The 16377-nt window shown below is 55.2% G+C and carries 15 protein-coding genes; 8 read left to right on the top strand and 7 right to left on the bottom strand.

Annotated features, from left to right (window positions below; translation table 11 throughout):
• Positions 1-12: 12 nt before the first annotated feature.
• A complete protein-coding gene (dapA, locus tag K7H21_RS07430) occupies positions 13-891 on the bottom strand; it encodes a 4-hydroxy-tetrahydrodipicolinate synthase (RefSeq protein WP_004123477.1) in 879 nt (292 codons plus the stop codon).
• A gap of 153 nt (positions 892-1044) precedes the next feature.
• Here dapA and K7H21_RS07425 point away from each other — a divergent pair, with 153 nt between their 5' ends.
• Together K7H21_RS07425 and bcp are read left to right on the top strand one after the other, a co-directional pair.
• Complete coding sequence (locus tag K7H21_RS07425) at positions 1045-1614, top strand: glycine cleavage system transcriptional repressor (RefSeq protein WP_004123480.1); 570 nt, start codon at positions 1045-1047, stop codon at positions 1612-1614.
• Between the two features lie 3 nt (positions 1615-1617).
• The gene (bcp, locus tag K7H21_RS07420; RefSeq protein ID WP_004104423.1) at positions 1618-2088 is read left to right on the top strand and encodes a thioredoxin-dependent thiol peroxidase; all 471 of its coding nucleotides are present in this window, start codon (positions 1618-1620) and stop codon (positions 2086-2088) included.
• A 78-nt stretch (positions 2089-2166) separates the two neighbouring features.
• Here bcp and K7H21_RS07415 read toward each other — a convergent pair whose 3' ends face one another.
• Positions 2167-3234 (bottom strand): AI-2E family transporter, encoded by a 1068-nt coding sequence (locus K7H21_RS07415; protein WP_004123481.1) that lies wholly within the window; start codon positions 3232-3234, stop codon positions 2167-2169.
• 229 nt (positions 3235-3463) lie between these two features.
• On the opposite strand from K7H21_RS07415, the gene bepA reads away from it, so the two are divergent.
• Both bepA and arsC read left to right on the top strand, forming a co-directional pair.
• Positions 3464-4927 carry a beta-barrel assembly-enhancing protease gene (gene bepA, locus K7H21_RS07410; RefSeq protein WP_004123486.1) on the top strand — a complete coding sequence of 488 codons (1464 nt, stop codon included), beginning with the start codon at positions 3464-3466 and terminating at the stop codon, positions 4925-4927.
• 9 nt (positions 4928-4936) lie between these two features.
• Complete coding sequence (gene arsC / locus K7H21_RS07405; RefSeq protein ID WP_223035678.1) at positions 4937-5296, top strand: arsenate reductase (glutaredoxin); 360 nt, start codon at positions 4937-4939, stop codon at positions 5294-5296.
• Positions 5297-5324: 28 nt separating this feature from the next.
• Here the strand turns inward: arsC and K7H21_RS07400 are convergent, their stop codons facing one another.
• From K7H21_RS07400 to bglK, 5 genes are all read right to left on the bottom strand, one after another.
• On the bottom strand, positions 5325-6026 hold the full coding sequence (locus K7H21_RS07400) for a DnaA inactivator Hda (protein WP_211811628.1): 702 nt from the start codon (positions 6024-6026) through the stop codon (positions 5325-5327).
• Between the two features lie 95 nt (positions 6027-6121).
• Positions 6122-7411 carry a uracil permease gene (gene uraA, locus K7H21_RS07395; protein ID WP_223035677.1) on the bottom strand — a complete coding sequence of 430 codons (1290 nt, stop codon included), beginning with the start codon at positions 7409-7411 and terminating at the stop codon, positions 6122-6124.
• A 95-nt stretch (positions 7412-7506) separates the two neighbouring features.
• Entirely contained in the window at positions 7507-8133 is a 627-nt protein-coding gene (gene upp, locus K7H21_RS07390) for a uracil phosphoribosyltransferase (protein ID WP_004123492.1), read from the bottom strand.
• A gap of 183 nt (positions 8134-8316) precedes the next feature.
• On the bottom strand, positions 8317-9747 hold the full coding sequence (locus K7H21_RS07385) for a 6-phospho-beta-glucosidase (protein WP_112165530.1): 1431 nt from the start codon (positions 9745-9747) through the stop codon (positions 8317-8319).
• A 9-nt stretch (positions 9748-9756) separates the two neighbouring features.
• On the bottom strand, positions 9757-10650 hold the full coding sequence (bglK, locus tag K7H21_RS07380) for a beta-glucoside kinase BglK (protein WP_223035676.1): 894 nt from the start codon (positions 10648-10650) through the stop codon (positions 9757-9759).
• A 265-nt stretch (positions 10651-10915) separates the two neighbouring features.
• Here bglK and purM point away from each other — a divergent pair, with 265 nt between their 5' ends.
• The 4 genes from purM (at position 10916) to ppx (ending at position 16376) form a co-directional block, all read left to right on the top strand.
• Positions 10916-11953: a phosphoribosylformylglycinamidine cyclo-ligase gene (gene purM, locus K7H21_RS07375; protein WP_004123495.1), complete on the top strand. Its 1038-nt coding sequence runs from the start codon at positions 10916-10918 to the stop codon at positions 11951-11953.
• Complete coding sequence (gene purN, locus K7H21_RS07370) at positions 11950-12591, top strand: phosphoribosylglycinamide formyltransferase (protein WP_004123497.1); 642 nt, start codon at positions 11950-11952, stop codon at positions 12589-12591. Before purM ends, purN begins: the two co-directional genes overlap by 4 nt.
• Positions 12592-12770: 179 nt before the next feature.
• Positions 12771-14831: a polyphosphate kinase 1 gene (gene ppk1 / locus K7H21_RS07365; RefSeq protein WP_004123499.1), complete on the top strand. Its 2061-nt coding sequence runs from the start codon at positions 12771-12773 to the stop codon at positions 14829-14831.
• A 3-nt stretch (positions 14832-14834) separates the two neighbouring features.
• Positions 14835-16376 carry an exopolyphosphatase gene (gene ppx, locus K7H21_RS07360; protein ID WP_004123501.1) on the top strand — a complete coding sequence of 514 codons (1542 nt, stop codon included), beginning with the start codon at positions 14835-14837 and terminating at the stop codon, positions 16374-16376.
• Position 16377 lies beyond the last annotated feature (1 nt).

The following is a 16377-nucleotide window of genomic DNA, read 5'->3' as shown; positions in this document are numbered from 1 at the left end:
TCTCCCTAAACTTTACAGCAAACCGGCATGCTTCAGCGCTGCGGTAACGACCTTAGTACCGTTTTCGGTAATCGGGGTCATCGGCAGGCGTAACGTATCGGTCGCCACAAGACCCAACGCCTTACAGGCCCATTTGACCGGGATAGGGTTGGGTTCGACAAATAATTTGGTATGCAATGGCATCAGACGCTGGTTAATCGCACGAGCTTCGGCAAATTGACCTGCTAGCGCCAGTCGGCACATCTCGGCCATTTCACGCGCCGCAACGTTTGTCGTTACGGAAATCACGCCATGACCGCCAAGCTGCATAAAGTCCATTCCGGTCGCGTCATCGCCGCTCAGCAGAATAAAGTCATCTGAAACCAGCTCTTTGATCTGATGAACGCGGCTTAAGTTCCCCGTCGCTTCCTTAATACCGATAATATTTTTAATTTCCGCCAGACGGCCAACGGTGTCAGGCAGCATATCGCAACCGGTACGGGACGGCACATTATACAGGATTTGCGGCAGGTCAGTATGCTCTGCGATAGCTTTAAAGTGTTGGAACAGCCCTTCCTGGGTCGGGCGGTTGTAATACGGCGTTACCGTCAGGCAGCCAACCACGCCGCTATCGTTGAATCGTTTGGTCAGGCTAATCGCCTCTGCGGTTGCATTTGCACCGGTGCCGGCAATAACCGGAATACGCCCGTCGGCCAGTTCCAGCGTCTGCATGACCACATCACCATGCTCTTCATGGCTCAATGTTGCGGACTCTCCGGTAGTTCCTACCGAAACGATCGCCGAGGTTCCGCTGGCGACATGATAATCAATCAGTTTTTTCAGGCTTGACCGGCAGACGTTGCCGTTTTCATCCATCGGCGTGACAAGCGCTACAATACTTCCCGTAAACATGGGCCATCCTCAGAGCATAAGTGGGACAAGATTCTCAATGTTACGTTTGGAGTCGCAATAAAAGCAAGAGACCCGATGCCATCAGGGATGTTGTATGCCGGTTTTTTTTATGCTTTCCTAACGTTACCTCACCTTTTTAAAGGAAGAACAGGTTTGACAGCCTCATTACAACACTATCTGGTTATTACCGCGTTGGGTGCTGACCGCCCAGGCATCGTGAATACGATCACTCGTCACGTCAGCAGCTGCGGCTGTAATATTGAAGACAGTCGGCTGGCCATGCTTGGCGATGAGTTTACGTTTATCATGCTGCTTTCCGGCTCGTGGAATGCAATTAACCTGATTGAGTCAACTCTGCCGCTGAAAGGCGCCGAGCTGGATCTGCTTATCGTGATGAAGCGTACAACCGCGAGGCCGCCTCAGGCGATGCAGAACACCGTCTGGGTTCAGGTTGAGGTACCGGATTCACCGCATATCATTGAGCGATTTACGGCGCTGTGCGATACGTGGAAAATGAACATTGCCGAGCTGGTTTCCCGCACTCAGCCCGGTGCGAACGACGAGTCAGCGCAGCTTTTTATCCAGATCACCGCACACAGCCCGACTACGCAAAATGCATCAAATATCGAACAAGCGTTCAAAGCCCTATGTACAGAACTGAATGCACAAGGCAGTATTAACATTGTTAATTATTCACAGCATGATGAACAGGATGGAGTTTGAGTGATGAACCCACTGAAAGCCGGTGATATTGCACCGAAATTTAGCTTACCGGACCAGGACGGCGAGGAAGTAAATTTGACCGACTTCCAGGGACAGCGTGTTCTGGTTTATTTTTATCCGAAAGCCATGACCCCGGGCTGCACCGTACAGGCGTGCGGTTTACGCGATAATATGGACGACCTGAAAAAAGCAGGCGTTGAAGTACTGGGTATCAGTACGGATAAACCAGAAAAACTCTCCCGTTTCGCCGAAAAAGAGCTGCTGAACTTCACTCTCCTGTCTGATGAAGATCATCAGGTATGCGAGCAGTTTGGTATCTGGGGTGAAAAAACCTTTATGGGGAAAACCTACGACGGTATCCATCGTATTAGCTTCCTCATCGACGCCAACGGCAAAATCGAACATGTGTTTGATGATTTCAAAACCAGCAATCACCACGACGTGGTGCTGAACTGGCTGAAAGAAAACGCCTGACGCTAAGACAAACGCAAGACGCCGGGTCGTTCTCAACCACCCGGCGTCTTTTTTTAGGGCATTTCTTGCGGCTTCGCGCTAATGCTCGTCTTCCACTATCAGGCCATCCGGCCAGGCGTGCACCACCGCTTTGATGAGCGTCGCCAGCGGAATCGCGAAGAACACGCCCCAGAATCCCCACAGACCGCCAAAAATCACCACCGACAGAATAATCACCAGCGGATGCAGATTAACGGCTTCCGAGAAGAGTACCGGCACCAGCAGGTTGCCATCCAGCGCCTGAATAATCAGGTACACCGCAAACAGGCTCCAGAACTCGGTTCCCGCGCCAAACTGGAACAGCGCCACGCCCACCACCGGAATGGTGACCACAAACGCGCCGATATAGGGGATTAATACCGAGAACCCCACCAGCACCGCCAGCAGCAGCGAATAGTTGAGGCCAAAAAGGATAAAGCCAATCCATGTCGCCACGCCGACGACAATCATCTCCAGCACCTTACCGCGAATATAGTTGGTAATTTGCTGGTTCATCTCTTTCCATACCTGCCCGGCCAGGCCGCGGTTGCGCGGCAGCACACGGCGTACGGCGTTAAGCATCTGCTCTTTATCCTTCAGCAGAAAGAAAACCATCAGCGGCACCAGCACCAGATAGACCGCCAGGGTCAGCAGCCCGACCAACGAAGCCAGCGAATACTTCACCACCGAGTCGCCGACGGTTAACATGCGGCTGCGCATGTTCTCCGCCATCGCGTCGATAATGCCGGCATCCATTAAGGCCGGATAACGGCGCGGCACCGTCGCGGCAAAATCGGAAAGTTTATTCAACATCCCCGGCATATCGCGGATCAGATAAATACCCTGCTGCCAGGCAACCGGCATCACCACAAACGCCATCAGCAGCAGAATGCCGACGAACAGAATCAGAACGACCGAGGTGGCCCAGGTACGTGAAAACCCGATACGCTCCAGTCTGACGGTGGGCCACTCCAGCAGATAGGCCAGAACAATCGACACTAATAAAGGTGCCAGCAGGCCGCTGAAGAAAAACATAATGCCGAACCCAGCCAGCAAAATGACCAGCAGCGCTATCGCCTCCGGATCGCTGAACCGACGACGGTACCACTGCATTAACATCTGGAGCATAAAACCCTTCCCTGAAGAGCGGAGCTGTAACAATCTCAGGAATTGTATCGAAATGTCACAAAAAAGACTTCGCTTTTTATGGGTAAAACCACAAACATTAACGGTCGGGTGAATATCATATTTGCAACGCCGCAAACGACGGCTAAACTCGCTGGACCTGCTTGCGGTCAGGGAACATTACGCCGCACAATCGGTCAAACTGGCACACCTACATTACAGGACAGAGGTTATGTTCAGGCAGTTGAAGAAAACGCTGGTGGCGACCGTCATAGCGTCGCTGACGCTGGGTTCAATATTACCTGCTTTTGCCGATACCGCAGACACTCTGCCGGACATGGGCACCTCCGCAGGAAGCACGCTCTCCATTGGCCAGGAAATGCAGATGGGAGATTACTACGTGCGCCAGCTGCGCGGCAGCGCGCCGTTAATTAACGATCCGCTGCTGGTGCAATATATCAACGGTTTAGGCATGCGCCTGGTGTCGCACGCCAATTCGGTGCGCACTCCGTTCCACTTTTATCTGATTAATAACGATCAAATAAACGCCTTTGCTTTCTTCGGCGGTAACGTCGTACTGCACTCGGCGCTGTTCCGCTACTCGGATAATGAAAGCGAGCTGGCGTCGGTAATGGCGCACGAAATTTCTCACGTCACCCAGCGCCACCTTGCCCGCGCGATGGAAGACCAAAAGCGTAACGCTCCGCTGACCTGGGTTGGCGCTTTGGGGTCGATTCTGCTGGCGATGGCCAGCCCACAGGCCGGTATGGCCGCGCTGACCGGCACCCTGGCGGGCAGCCAGCAGGGGCTGATCAGCTTTACCCGCCAAAACGAGGAAGAGGCAGACCGCATTGGTATTCAGGTCCTTCAACGTTCAGGTTTCGATCCGCAGGCGATGCCGGCGTTTATGGGCAAGCTGCTTGACGAGTCGCGCTACTCGACCCGGCCGCCGGAAATGCTGCTAACCCACCCCTTGCCGGAAAGCCGTCTCGCCGACGCCCGCAACCGTGCGAACCAGATGCGCCCGGTGGTCGTGCAATCCTCGGCTGACTTCTACCTGGCAAAAGCCAGAACGCTGGGAATGTACACCTCCGGCGACAATAAGCTAGGCAACGACCTGCTGAGCAGCTGGGAAAAAGGCAATATTCGCGAACAGCACGCCGCCCAGTACGGCCGCGCGCTGCTGGCGATGGGCAGCAACAATTACGATCTGGCGCGCAAAACGCTACAGCCGCTGCTGAGCGCCGAACCGCAAAATGCCTGGTACCTTGACCTGGCGACCGATATCGATCTTGGACAAAAGCGAGCCACTGACGCGATTAACCGCCTGAAGGGCGCCCGCGAACTGCGTACTAACCCGGTACTACAGCTCAACCTCGCCAACGCCCTGCTGGAAGGCGGGCAGCCGGGGGAAGCGGCGACGATCCTTAACCGCTATACCTTTAACAATAAAGATGACGTCAATGGTTGGGATTTGCTGGCGCAAGCAGAAGCTAAGCTGGGAAATCGCGATCAGGAGCTGGCAGCGCGCGCGGAGGGCATGGCGCTGGTTGGCCGACTCGATCAGGCCATTACCCTACTCAGCAGCGCCAGTTCACAGGTCAAATTAGGCAGTCTGCAGCAGGCCCGCTACGATGCGCGTATCGATCAGCTGCGTCAGCTGCAGGAACGCTTCAAACCGTACCAGAAAATGTAAGGAGATCTCATGTCCGATACGGTCAAAATCTATCACAACCCGCGCTGCTCCAAGAGTCGCGACACCCTGAGCCTGCTGAAGGCTAACGGTATCGATGCTGAAGTGGTGCTCTACCTGGAGACGCCGCCGGATACCGCAACGCTGCGCCAGCTGCTGAAGATGCTGGGAATGGCCAGCGCGCGCGAGTTAATGCGCCAGAAAGAAGATCTCTATAAATCACTCGATCTCGCGAATCCGCAGCTCAGCGAAGAAGCGCTGATCCAGGCAATGATTGATAATCCAAAGCTGATTGAGCGGCCTATCGTCGTCAGCCACGGCGAGGCCCGCATCGGTCGTCCGCCGGAACAGGTTCTGGACATCGTTAACTAAACGATCGGGTCCTCAAGCCACGGCTCCGCTAAAGCTTGAGGATCTCTTTCACGAAAGGAATGGTTAGCTTGCGCTGGGCGGTAATTGAAGCGCGATCGAGCTGATCGAGCGTCATAAACAGCGAACGCATTTCGCGATCCAGCCGCTTAAGCAGGAAGCGGCAGACATCTTCCGGCATTTCGAAACCACGCAGCCTCGCGCGCAGTTGAAGCGCCTGGAGCTTGTCTTCATCCGACAGCGGCTGCAGCTTGTAGATTTGCCCCCAGTCAAGACGCGAAGCCAGATCCGGCAGGCCCAGCTTGAGCTGGCGCGGCGGTCGGTCGCCGGTAATCAACAGCCGGGTTTTACCGGACTCGAGAATGCGGTTATAGAGGTCGAAAATCGCCATTTCCCACAGTTCATCGCCCGCCACACACTCAATATTATCGATGCAAACCAGCGAGAGCTGCTCCATTCCATCCAGCACTTCAGGAACGAACCACGTCCGTTTATCCAGAGGAACGTAACCCACCGCATCGCCGCGCTGGGAGAGCTCCGCGCAGGCCGCGTGCAGGAGATGGCTGCGCCCCGCCCCTTCCCGTGACCAGATATAGATGTATCCGCTATGATCCTGCCGCAGCACGTTCTGAAGGGCGGCAAGAAGAGAAGGGTTATCGCCCGGCCAGAAACTCGCGAAAGTTTCATCATCGGGAAGATACAGTGGCAAAGAGAGCTGTGCCGGTGCGTTCAGATGGACCTCAACATAGGCTTGCAGAAAAACGCGGAGAGTTTAGCACAGAAATAGGCAAGGAGAGAACCGGGCGGGATCGCCGCCCGGTATAGGGATCAATGTTTCGCATCTTCGCTATCCGCAGCGTCGAGGACCACCTCTTCCGGACGCAGCACGCTTATCAGCTTGAAGATCAGGCTCAGACCGATGCCAACAATGGTCGCCAGCGCCATGCCTTTCAGCTCAGCGGCGCCGATATGTACTTTCGCCCCGCTGACGCCGATGATCAGGATAACGGAGGTCAGAATCAGGTTCTGCGCCTTGTTGTAATCGACTTTAGATTCGATCAGCACGCGAATACCCGAAGCGCCGATGACCCCGTACAGCAGCAGCGAGACGCCGCCCATTACCGGCAGCGGGATAATCTGGATCGCCGCCGCCAGCTTGCCGACGCAGGAGAGCAGAATCGCGATGATCGCCGCGCCACCGATAACCCAGGTGCTGTAGACGCGGGTGATCGCCATCACGCCAATGTTCTCGCCGTAGGTAGTGTTTGGCGTTGAGCCAAAGAAGCCGGAGATCACCGTAGACAGGCCGTTGGCAAACATTGAACGATGCAGGCCCGGATCGCGGATCAGATCTTTCTTGACGATATTGGCCGTTACTACCAGATGTCCAACGTGCTCGGCGATCACCACCAGCGCGGCGGGCAGAATGGTGAAAATCGCAAACCATTCAAAGCGCGGGGTGTAAAAGGTCGGCAGCGCAAACCAGTGGGCCTCGGCGATTGGCGTGGTATCGACGACGCCCATCACGAAGGAGAGCGCGTAGCCGACCAGGACGCCGATTAAAATCGGGATAATCGCCAGGAAACCGCGGAACAGCACCGAACCGAAAACCGTCACCGCCAGCGTCACCATCGAAATAATAATGGTTTTGCTGTCCGGCGATTGTCCGTCAGCGGGCAGCAGACCGGCCATATTCGCCGCCACGCCCGCCAGCTCCAGGCCGATAACCGCGACAATCGCGCCCATCGCCGCCGGCGGGAACATCACGTCCAGCCAGCCGGTTCCAGCTTTTTTGACGATAAAGGAGACGATGCAAAACAGCACGCCGCACATGATGAATCCGCCGAGAGCGACTTCGTAACCCAGCGGCAGCAAAAGCAGTACCGGGGAGATAAACGCAAAGCTCGATCCAAGATAAGCCGGGATTTTGCCTTTGCAGATGAAAAGATATAACAGCGTTCCGATGCCGTTAAACAGCAGTACCGTGGCCGGGTTGATATGGAACAGAACGGGCACCAGTACCGTTGCGCCAAACATGGCGAACAGATGTTGCAAACTAAGCGGGATTGTCTGTAAAAGCGGCGGTCTTTCACTCACCCCGATAGCACGGCGCGTCATAGCATTTTCCTCTGAGAGTCGTTTGTTGATTGCTGTTGGTGTGTTTTATTCAAAAAAAAGCCGACTCTCAAAGTCGGCTTTTTCTACTTCATCAATTATTTCGTACCAAAAATCTTATCGCCGGCGTCGCCGAGCCCCGGAATAATGTATCCGTGCTCGTTCAGGCCCTGGTCAATGGACGCGGTGTACAACTCAACGTCCGGATGCGCTTTCTCCAGCGCGGCGATGCCTTCCGGCGCCGCCACCAGAACCAGCACCTTAATGCTGCTGCAGCCCGCTTTTTTCAGCAGGTCGATGGTGGCGATCATTGAACCGCCGGTTGCCAGCATCGGGTCAACCACCAGCGCCATGCGTTCGTCAATATTGGATACCAGCTTCTGGAAGTAAGGAACCGGCTCAAGCGTCTCTTCGTTACGGTAGATGCCCACCACGCTGATGCGTGCGCTAGGTACGTGCTCAAGCACGCCTTCCATCATTCCCAGACCCGCGCGCAGAATCGGCACAACGGTAATTTTCTTGCCTTTGATCTGCTCAATTTCAACCGGGCCGTTCCAGCCTTCAATGGTGACTTTTTCAGTCGCCAGATCGGAAGTTGCTTCATAAGTCAGTAAGCTGCCAACTTCTGAGGCGAGTTCACGGAAGCGTTTGGTGCTGATGTCGTGCTCACGCATCAGGCCCAGCTTGTGTTTGACGAGTGGGTGTTTCACTTCCACGATCTTCATTCTCTTTCTCCTCTGAGGGGCAGCCACAAAAAAAATCGCCGGATTATACCGCCTTTTACCTTTTACGCCATAGCCGATATGTTTGACCGGGATCAACCAAAATGCTTTACGCTGCCTGAGCCAGTATAAGACAAAATAAAAAAACCCCGCGAAGGCGGGGCTGAATGGGGCTTTACGGCAGTTTTATAGCTTTTCGCCGTTGCTGCCGATCACCTGCTGATACCAGGTAAAAGATTTCTTACGGCTACGCGCCAGCGTGCCGTTGCCCTCATTATCTTTATCCACGTAGATAAAGCCGTAGCGTTTTTTCATCTCACCGGTTCCCGCGGAAACCAGATCGATACAGCCCCACGGGGTATAGCCCATCAGGTCGACGCCATCCTCAACTACCGCTTTTTTCATCTCGGCGATATGGGCGGAAAGGTAGTCAATACGATACTGATCGTCTACCGATCCGTCCGCTTCGCGCACGTCGATGGCGCCGAAGCCGTTCTCAACGATAAACAGCGGCAGCTGGTAATGGTCCCAGAACCAGTTCAGGGAGTAGCGCAGCCCGACCGGATCAATCTGCCAGCCCCAGTCTGACTTCTGCACGTACGGGTTGGAAACCAGGCTCTTGCTTTCATCATAATCCAGCTGCGGATTATCATCCGTTGCTTTCGTGGCAAACGACATATAGTAGCTAAAGCCGATATAGTCGACGCAGCCCTGAGTCAGCGCTACGCGGTCTTCTTCGGTGATGTCCAGCGCAAAACCGCGACGCTCGAAGTAGTTCAACAGGTGCTGCGGATAACGGCCACGCACGTGAACGTCGGTAAACCAGTAGCGGCGATGCATGGCGTTCATCGCCATCATCATGTCGTTGGGCGCGCAGCTCAGCGGGTAAATCGGACACATGGCGATCATGCAGCCAATCTGCAATGACGGGTTAATTTCGCGGGCGGCTTTAACCGCCAGCGCGCTGGCGACCAGCTCATAGTGCGCCGCCTGAAACATGACCGGCTCGCGGTCCTCACCCGGCAGATATTTCAGTCCGGAGTTGGTGAACGGCGCAAAATCTTCGTGGAAGTTGGCCTGGTTATTGATCTCATTGAAGGTCATCCAGTACTTCACTTTATGCTGGTAGCGGGCAAACACCACCCGGGCAAAGCGGACGAAGAAATCAATCAGTTGACGGTTACGCCAGCCGCCATACTCCGTCACCAGATGGTACGGCATTTCGAAGTGGGAGAGCGTAATTACCGGCTCAATACCGTGCTTCAGGCACTCATCGAACAGGTCGTCGTAAAACTGCAGCCCGGCTTCGTTAGGTTCTTGCTCATCGCCCAGCGGGAAGATGCGCGTCCAGGCAATGGAGGTGCGGAAGCATTTGAAGCCCATTTCGGCAAACAGCTTAATGTCGTCTTTATAGCGATGATAAAAATCAATCGCTTCGTGGTTGGGGTAGTTTTTCCCCGGCTGCACGCCATCGGTGATTTCGCGCGGTACGCCGTGCGCGCCTGCGGTCATCACGTCGGCGACGCTCACCCCTTTACCGCCCTCTTTCCAGCCGCCTTCCAGCTGATGCGCCGCCACCGCGCCGCCCCACAGAAAACCTTCTTTAAATCCGGACATGTTCTCTCCCTATGCGCAGTCGCCGCTATGCGACCGGTATTGCTGATTGAAATGGTAAACCGCGCCTACCAGCCCGGCATCGTTGCCGTGGCTAACGGTGTCGATATATTCCGCAATGCCAAACCAGGCCAGATGTTCGCGCAGCAGCGCCAGAAAGCCCGGCCGTTCCACAATCCCGCCGCCAATCAAAATCGTTTGCGGGTCGAATAAGTTGACGAGGTTATATAGCCCGGTGCCCAGGCCGTTAAAGAATTCCGCGACCAGACGTCGACAGGTGGCGTCGCCCGCATCGTAGCGGTCAAAAATCTCTTCGCCGGTCACCTCTTCCAGCGCCTTACCGATATGCTCAGCGTAGCGATGGCGCAGCACGCGCAGCGTGCAGTTTTCATTCATCGAATAGCGCCGTACATCGCGGGTACCCGGACGCGCGGTTTGCATATAGCCGAACTCCCCGGCGCGGAAACGCGCGCCGTGGACCAGTTGGTTATTACAGAAAATAGCCCCGCCGATGCCGGTACCGATGGTCAGGACCAGAAAGTTGCTCATATCGGCAGCTTTACCCCGCCAGCGCTCGGCCAGCAGCACGCAGTTAGCATCGTTCTCAATGGCCACGGGCAGGCGCAGCTGCTGCTCAAGCCAGCTCTTGATGGCGAAGTTATCGAATTTACGGATGGCGCCGCCCATTTCGATAAAGCCGGTATGCGGGTTAACGTAGCCGGGCGCGCTGATGGCCACCCCTTCGCACGCCGGATGCGCGGCGATCCACGCCAGCATTGCCTGCAGGATCTGGTCGCCGTCGCTGTCGATGATGGCCTGCTTTCCTTTCTCCAGCAGCGTGCCTTCGCGCGTCATTACCCCCATTTTTAACGCCGTGCCACCGATATCAAATGCGGCAATTTTCATCCTCAGCTTTCCTCCAGAATCCATCAAATTCGCGGTTTCTCTCTGCTTGCAGCACAAAAGAAACCGGTTTCATTGGCATGATGATTATTCCCGGCAACGCTGGCAAGCAGAAGAATGTACCCGGTTTCATTTTCGTGAACAGTATCAAATTTGCGCACTTAACGGCCGTTTAACGTCGACTGCAAAGCAGGCTCGCAAACGTTTGCTATCCCTGTTAGAATTGCGCCGTTTTTTATTGCTACCGCAAACGCGTGGAGACTTCGCAGTGACCGATAAAACCTCTCTCAGCTATAAAGATGCCGGCGTGGATATTGATGCAGGCAACGCTCTCGTCGACCGTATTAAGGGCGTGGTGAAGAAAACCCGCCGCCCGGAAGTGATGGGTGGACTGGGCGGATTCGGCGCGCTGTGCGCGCTGCCGCAGAAATATCGCGAACCGGTTCTGGTCTCCGGCACCGACGGCGTCGGCACCAAGCTGCGTCTGGCGATGGACCTGAAGCGTCACGACACTATCGGTATCGACCTGGTCGCTATGTGCGTAAACGACCTCGTGGTTCAGGGCGCAGAGCCGCTGTTCTTCCTTGATTACTACGCGACCGGCAAACTGGATGTCGATACTGCGGCGAGCGTAATCAGCGGCATTGCCGAAGGTTGCCTGCAGTCAGGCTGCTCGCTGGTGGGCGGCGAGACGGCGGAAATGCCGGGCATGTACCACGGCGAAGATTATGACGTGGCCGGTTTCTGCGTTGGGGTGGTAGAAAAATCAGAAATTATCGACGGTAGCAAAGTGGCCGATGGCGACGTGCTGGTGGCGCTGGCTTCCAGCGGCCCGCACTCTAACGGCTACTCTTTGGTGCGCAAAATTATCGAAGTCAGCGGCGTTGACCCGCAAACCACCGATCTCAACGGTAAGCCGCTGGCCGACCATCTGCTGGCGCCGACCCGAATTTATGTGAAATCCGTACTCGACCTGATTGCCAACGTCGACGTGCACGCCATCGCCCACCTGACCGGCGGCGGCTTCTGGGAAAACATTCCGCGCGTGCTGCCGGACAACACTCAGGCAGTCATCGATGAATCCTCCTGGCAGTGGCCGGACGTATTCAACTGGCTGCAAACCGCCGGTAACGTCAGCAGCCACGAAATGTATCGCACCTTTAACTGCGGCGTCGGCATGGTTATCGCGCTGCCGGCGGAAGCAGCGGATAAAGCCATTGCCTTCCTGAACGACAAAGGTGAAAGCGCATGGAAAATAGGGTATATCAAAGCCTCTGATTCCGAACAGCGTGTGGTTATTGAATGAAAAACATCGTGGTGCTGATTTCCGGTAACGGTAGCAACCTGCAGGCGATTATTGACGCCTGCGCCCGGAAAAAAATCAACGGCACCCTGCGTGCAGTCTTCAGCAACAAGGCCGACGCATTCGGCCTTGAGCGCGCCCGCGCGGCCAATATTCCGGCTCACGCGCTCGCCGCCAGCCAGTTTGCCAACCGGGAAGCTTTCGACCGCGAGCTGATGCACGAGATCGACGCTTACGCGCCGGATCTGGTGGTTCTCGCCGGCTACATGCGGATTCTTAGCCCGGCGTTTGTCGCCCACTATCAGGGGCGTATGCTGAATATCCACCCTTCCCTGCTGCCAAAATATCCGGGGCTGCACACCCATCGTCAGGCGCTGGAAAATGGCGATGAGGAGCACGGGACGTCGGTGCATTTTGTGACCGATGAGCTGGACGGAGGCCCGGTGGTTCTGCAGGCTAAGGTACCAGTGTTCGCTGAAGATACCGAAGACGACATTACCGCCCGAGTACAAGCTCAGGAACACGATATCTATCCCCTGGCAATCAGCTGGTTTGTCGATGGCCGCCTGCGCGCGGAAGGAAACGAAGCCTGGCTTGATGAAATAAAGCTACCGCCGCAAGGCTACGCCGCCGAAGAGTAACCCATCGCCCTGCGTTTTATCCACGCGGGGCTTTTTTTTGATTAAAATCGTTTAACAATCAATCATATTGAAGAAATAGTTCTTCTTACTGTCATATAGTTGTGACAGAGTGAATCGCTATGCGGAAAATTTCGTCATAATAGTCTATGTCCTGTGAGTAAAACGGAGTGTGAGCTGTAATGGGCCAGGAAAAGCTATACATCGAAAAAGAACTCAGTTGGTTGTCCTTTAACGAACGCGTACTTCAGGAAGCGGCGGACAAAAGCAATCCGCTGATCGAGCGCATGCGCTTTTTGGGGATTTACTCCAATAACCTCGATGAATTTTATAAAGTGCGGTTCGCCGAGCTTAAGCGCCGCATCATCATTAGCGAAGAACAAGGCAGTACCGCCCACTCACGTCACCTGCTAGGCAAAATCCAGGCTCGCGTGCTCAAGGCCGATCAGGAGTTTGACGGTTTATACAACGAGCTGCTGCTGGAAATGGCGCGTAACCAGATTTTCCTGATCAACGAACGCCAGCTCTCCGTCAACCAGCAGTCCTGGCTGCGTAACTACTTCAAGCTGTATCTTCGTCAGCACATCACGCCAATCCTGATTAACCGCGAAACGGATTTAGTGCAGTTTCTGAAGGATGATTACACCTACCTGGCCGTCGAAATTATCCGCGGAGATACCATTAATTACGCGCTGCTTGAGATTCCGTCTGACAAGGTGCCGCGTTTTGTTAACCTGCCGCCGGAAGCGCCTCGCCGGCGCAAACCGATGATTTTGCTAGATAACATCCTGCGCTACTGCCTGGATGATATCTTCAAGGGCTTTTTCGATTACGACGCGCTGAACGCCTACTCGATGAAAATGACCCGTGACGCCGAATACGATCTGGTGCACGAGATGGAATCGAGCCTGATGGAGCTGATGTCCTCCAGCCTGAAACAGCGTCTGACCGCCGAGCCGGTGCGCTTCGTTTATCAGCGCGATATGCCCGACGCAATGGTCGAAATGCTGCGCGATAAGCTCTCCATCTCCAACTACGATTCGATGCTGCCGGGCGGTCGTTACCACAACTTTAAAGACTTTATCGGCTTCCCCAACGTGGGCAAAGCGAATCTGGTCAACAAACCGATGCCGCGTCTGCGTCATCTGTGGTTCGATAAATTCCGCAACGGCTTTGACGCAATCCGCGAACGCGACGTGCTGCTTTACTACCCGTACCATACGTTCGAACACGTCCTTGAGCTGCTGCGCCAGGCCTCTTTCGACCCAAGCGTGCTGGCTATCAAAATCAACATCTACCGCGTCGCGAAAGATTCACGGATTATCGATTCGATGATTCATGCCGCCCACAACGGTAAGAAAGTGACGGTGGTCGTTGAGCTGCAGGCGCGTTTCGATGAAGAAGCCAATATTCATTGGGCTAAGCGCCTGACCGAAGCCGGCGTGCACGTTATCTTCTCCGCGCCGGGCCTCAAGATCCACGCCAAGCTGTTCCTGGTTTCGCGAAAAGAGGGCGATGAAGTCGTGCGCTATGCGCATATCGGCACCGGCAACTTCAACGAAAAAACCGCGCGGCTTTATACCGACTACTCGCTGCTGACCGCCGATGCGCGCATCACCAATGAAGTCCGCCGGGTATTTAACTTTATTGAAAACCCCTACCGCCCGGTCAGCTTCGATTATCTGCTAGTGTCGCCGCAAAACTCACGTCGTCTGCTTTATGAGATGATCGATCGTGAAATCGCCAACGCGCAAAATGGTCAGCCGTCGGGCATCATGCTGAAGCTGAACAACCTGGTCGATAAAGGTCTGGTAGACCGTCTCTACGCCGCTTCAAGCTCCGGCGTGCCGGTTAATTTGCTTATTCGTGGTATGTGTTCGCTGATCCCCGGTCTGGAAGGAATCAGCGAAAATATTCGCGTGACCAGCATTGTTGACCGTTTCCTTGAGCATGACCGCGTTTATTGCTTTGAAAACGGCGGCGATAAACAGGTTTGGCTATCGTCCGCGGACTGGATGACGCGCAATATTGACTATCGTATCGAAGTGGCCGCGCCGCTGCTGGATCCGCGCCTGAAGCAGCGGGTGCTGGATATTTTCGATCTCCTCTTCAACGATACAGTGAAAGCGCGCTATCTTGATAAAGAACTGAGCAATCGCTACGTGCCGCGCGGCAATCGCCGCAAAGTCCGTGCACAGATGGCGATATACGACTACCTCAAATCACTTGAACAGCCCGACTAACCTATGCCAATAAACGAAAATGCCCCTCGGCCGCAGGAGTTCGCTGCGGTCGACCTCGGTTCGAACAGTTTTCATATGGTGATCGCCCGTGTCGTTGACGGGGCTATGCAGATCATCGGTCGTCTGAAACAGCGGGTACATCTGGCCGATGGTCTGGATGAAAACTCTGTACTGAGCGAAGAGGCTATGACGCGCGGGCTGAACTGCCTGTCGCTGTTCGCCGAGCGCCTGCAGGGTTTTGACCCGTCAAGCGTCTGCATCGTCGGCACGCACACGCTGCGCCAGGCGACAAACGCCGCAGAGTTCCTTAAGCGCGCGGAGCAGGTCATCCCCTACCCCATTGAAATCATCCCCGGCAACGAGGAAGCGCGTCTGATTTTTATGGGCGTGGAGCATACGCAGCCGGAGCGAGGCCGTAAGCTGGTCATCGATATCGGCGGCGGCTCTACCGAACTGGTGATCGGCGAGGATTTCGAGCCTCGTCTGGTGGAAAGCCGCCGTATGGGCTGCGTGAGCTTCTCTCAGGCCTACTTTGCTGGCGGCGTCATCAACAAAGAGAATTTCCAGCGCGCGCGTCTGTCGGCCGTGCAAAAGCTGGAAACCCTGGCCTGGCAGTTCCGCATCCAGGGGTGGAACGTCGCCCTCGGCGCATCGGGCACCATTAAAGCCGCTCACGAAGTGCTGGTGGCCATGGGTGAGAAAGACGGCTTTATCACCCCAGAGCGCCTTGAGATGCTGGTCGAAGAACTACTGAAGTATAAAAACTTCGACTCGCTGAGCCTGCCTGGACTCTCGGAAGATCGTAAAGCCGTTTTTGCTCCCGGCCTGGCGATTCTTTGCGGGGTGTTTGACGCGCTGGCGATTAAAGAGCTGCGCTTATCCGACGGCGCGCTGCGCGAAGGCGTACTGTACGAGATGGAAGGACGTTTCCGTCACCAGGATATCCGTAGCCGCACCGCACAAAGTCTGGCGAACCAGTACAATATCGACCGCGAGCAGGCGCGTCGGGTACTGGAGACCACCACGCATATTTTTGAGCAATGGCAGGAGCAGAATCCCAAGCTTGCGAACCCTCATCTGGCGGCGCTGCTGAAATGGGCGACCATGCTGCATGAAGTCGGCTTAAATATTAACCACAGCGGCATGCACCGCCATTCGGCTTACATCCTGCAAAACAGCGATCTGCCGGGCTTTAATCAGGAACAGCAGATGCTGATGGCCACCTTAGTTCGCTATCACCGTAAAGCGATTAAGCTGGATGATTTACCGCGTTTTACGCTGTTTAAGAAAAAGCAGTTTCTGCCGTTAATACAGCTGCTGCGCCTTGGGGTGCTGCTGAATAACCAGCGACAGGCGACGACCACGCCGCCAACCCTTACGCTGAAAACCGAGGCGAACCACTGGACGCTGACCTTCCCGCATGACTGGTTTAGCCAGAATGCGCTGGTATTGCTCGATCTGGAAAAAGAGCAGGAGTACTGGGAAGGCGTACCTGACTGGTGGCTGAAAATCAGCGAAGAAGAGAAGCCTGACGCGGCAAGCTAGC

Origin of the sequence: Klebsiella sp. CTHL.F3a, from assembly GCF_019890895.1 — a bacterium.
Lineage (GTDB): Bacteria > Pseudomonadota > Gammaproteobacteria > Enterobacterales > Enterobacteriaceae > Klebsiella > Klebsiella grimontii.
The sequence above is the reverse complement of the archived record's forward strand: the minus strand, read 5'-3'. Positions and strand labels throughout refer to the sequence as shown.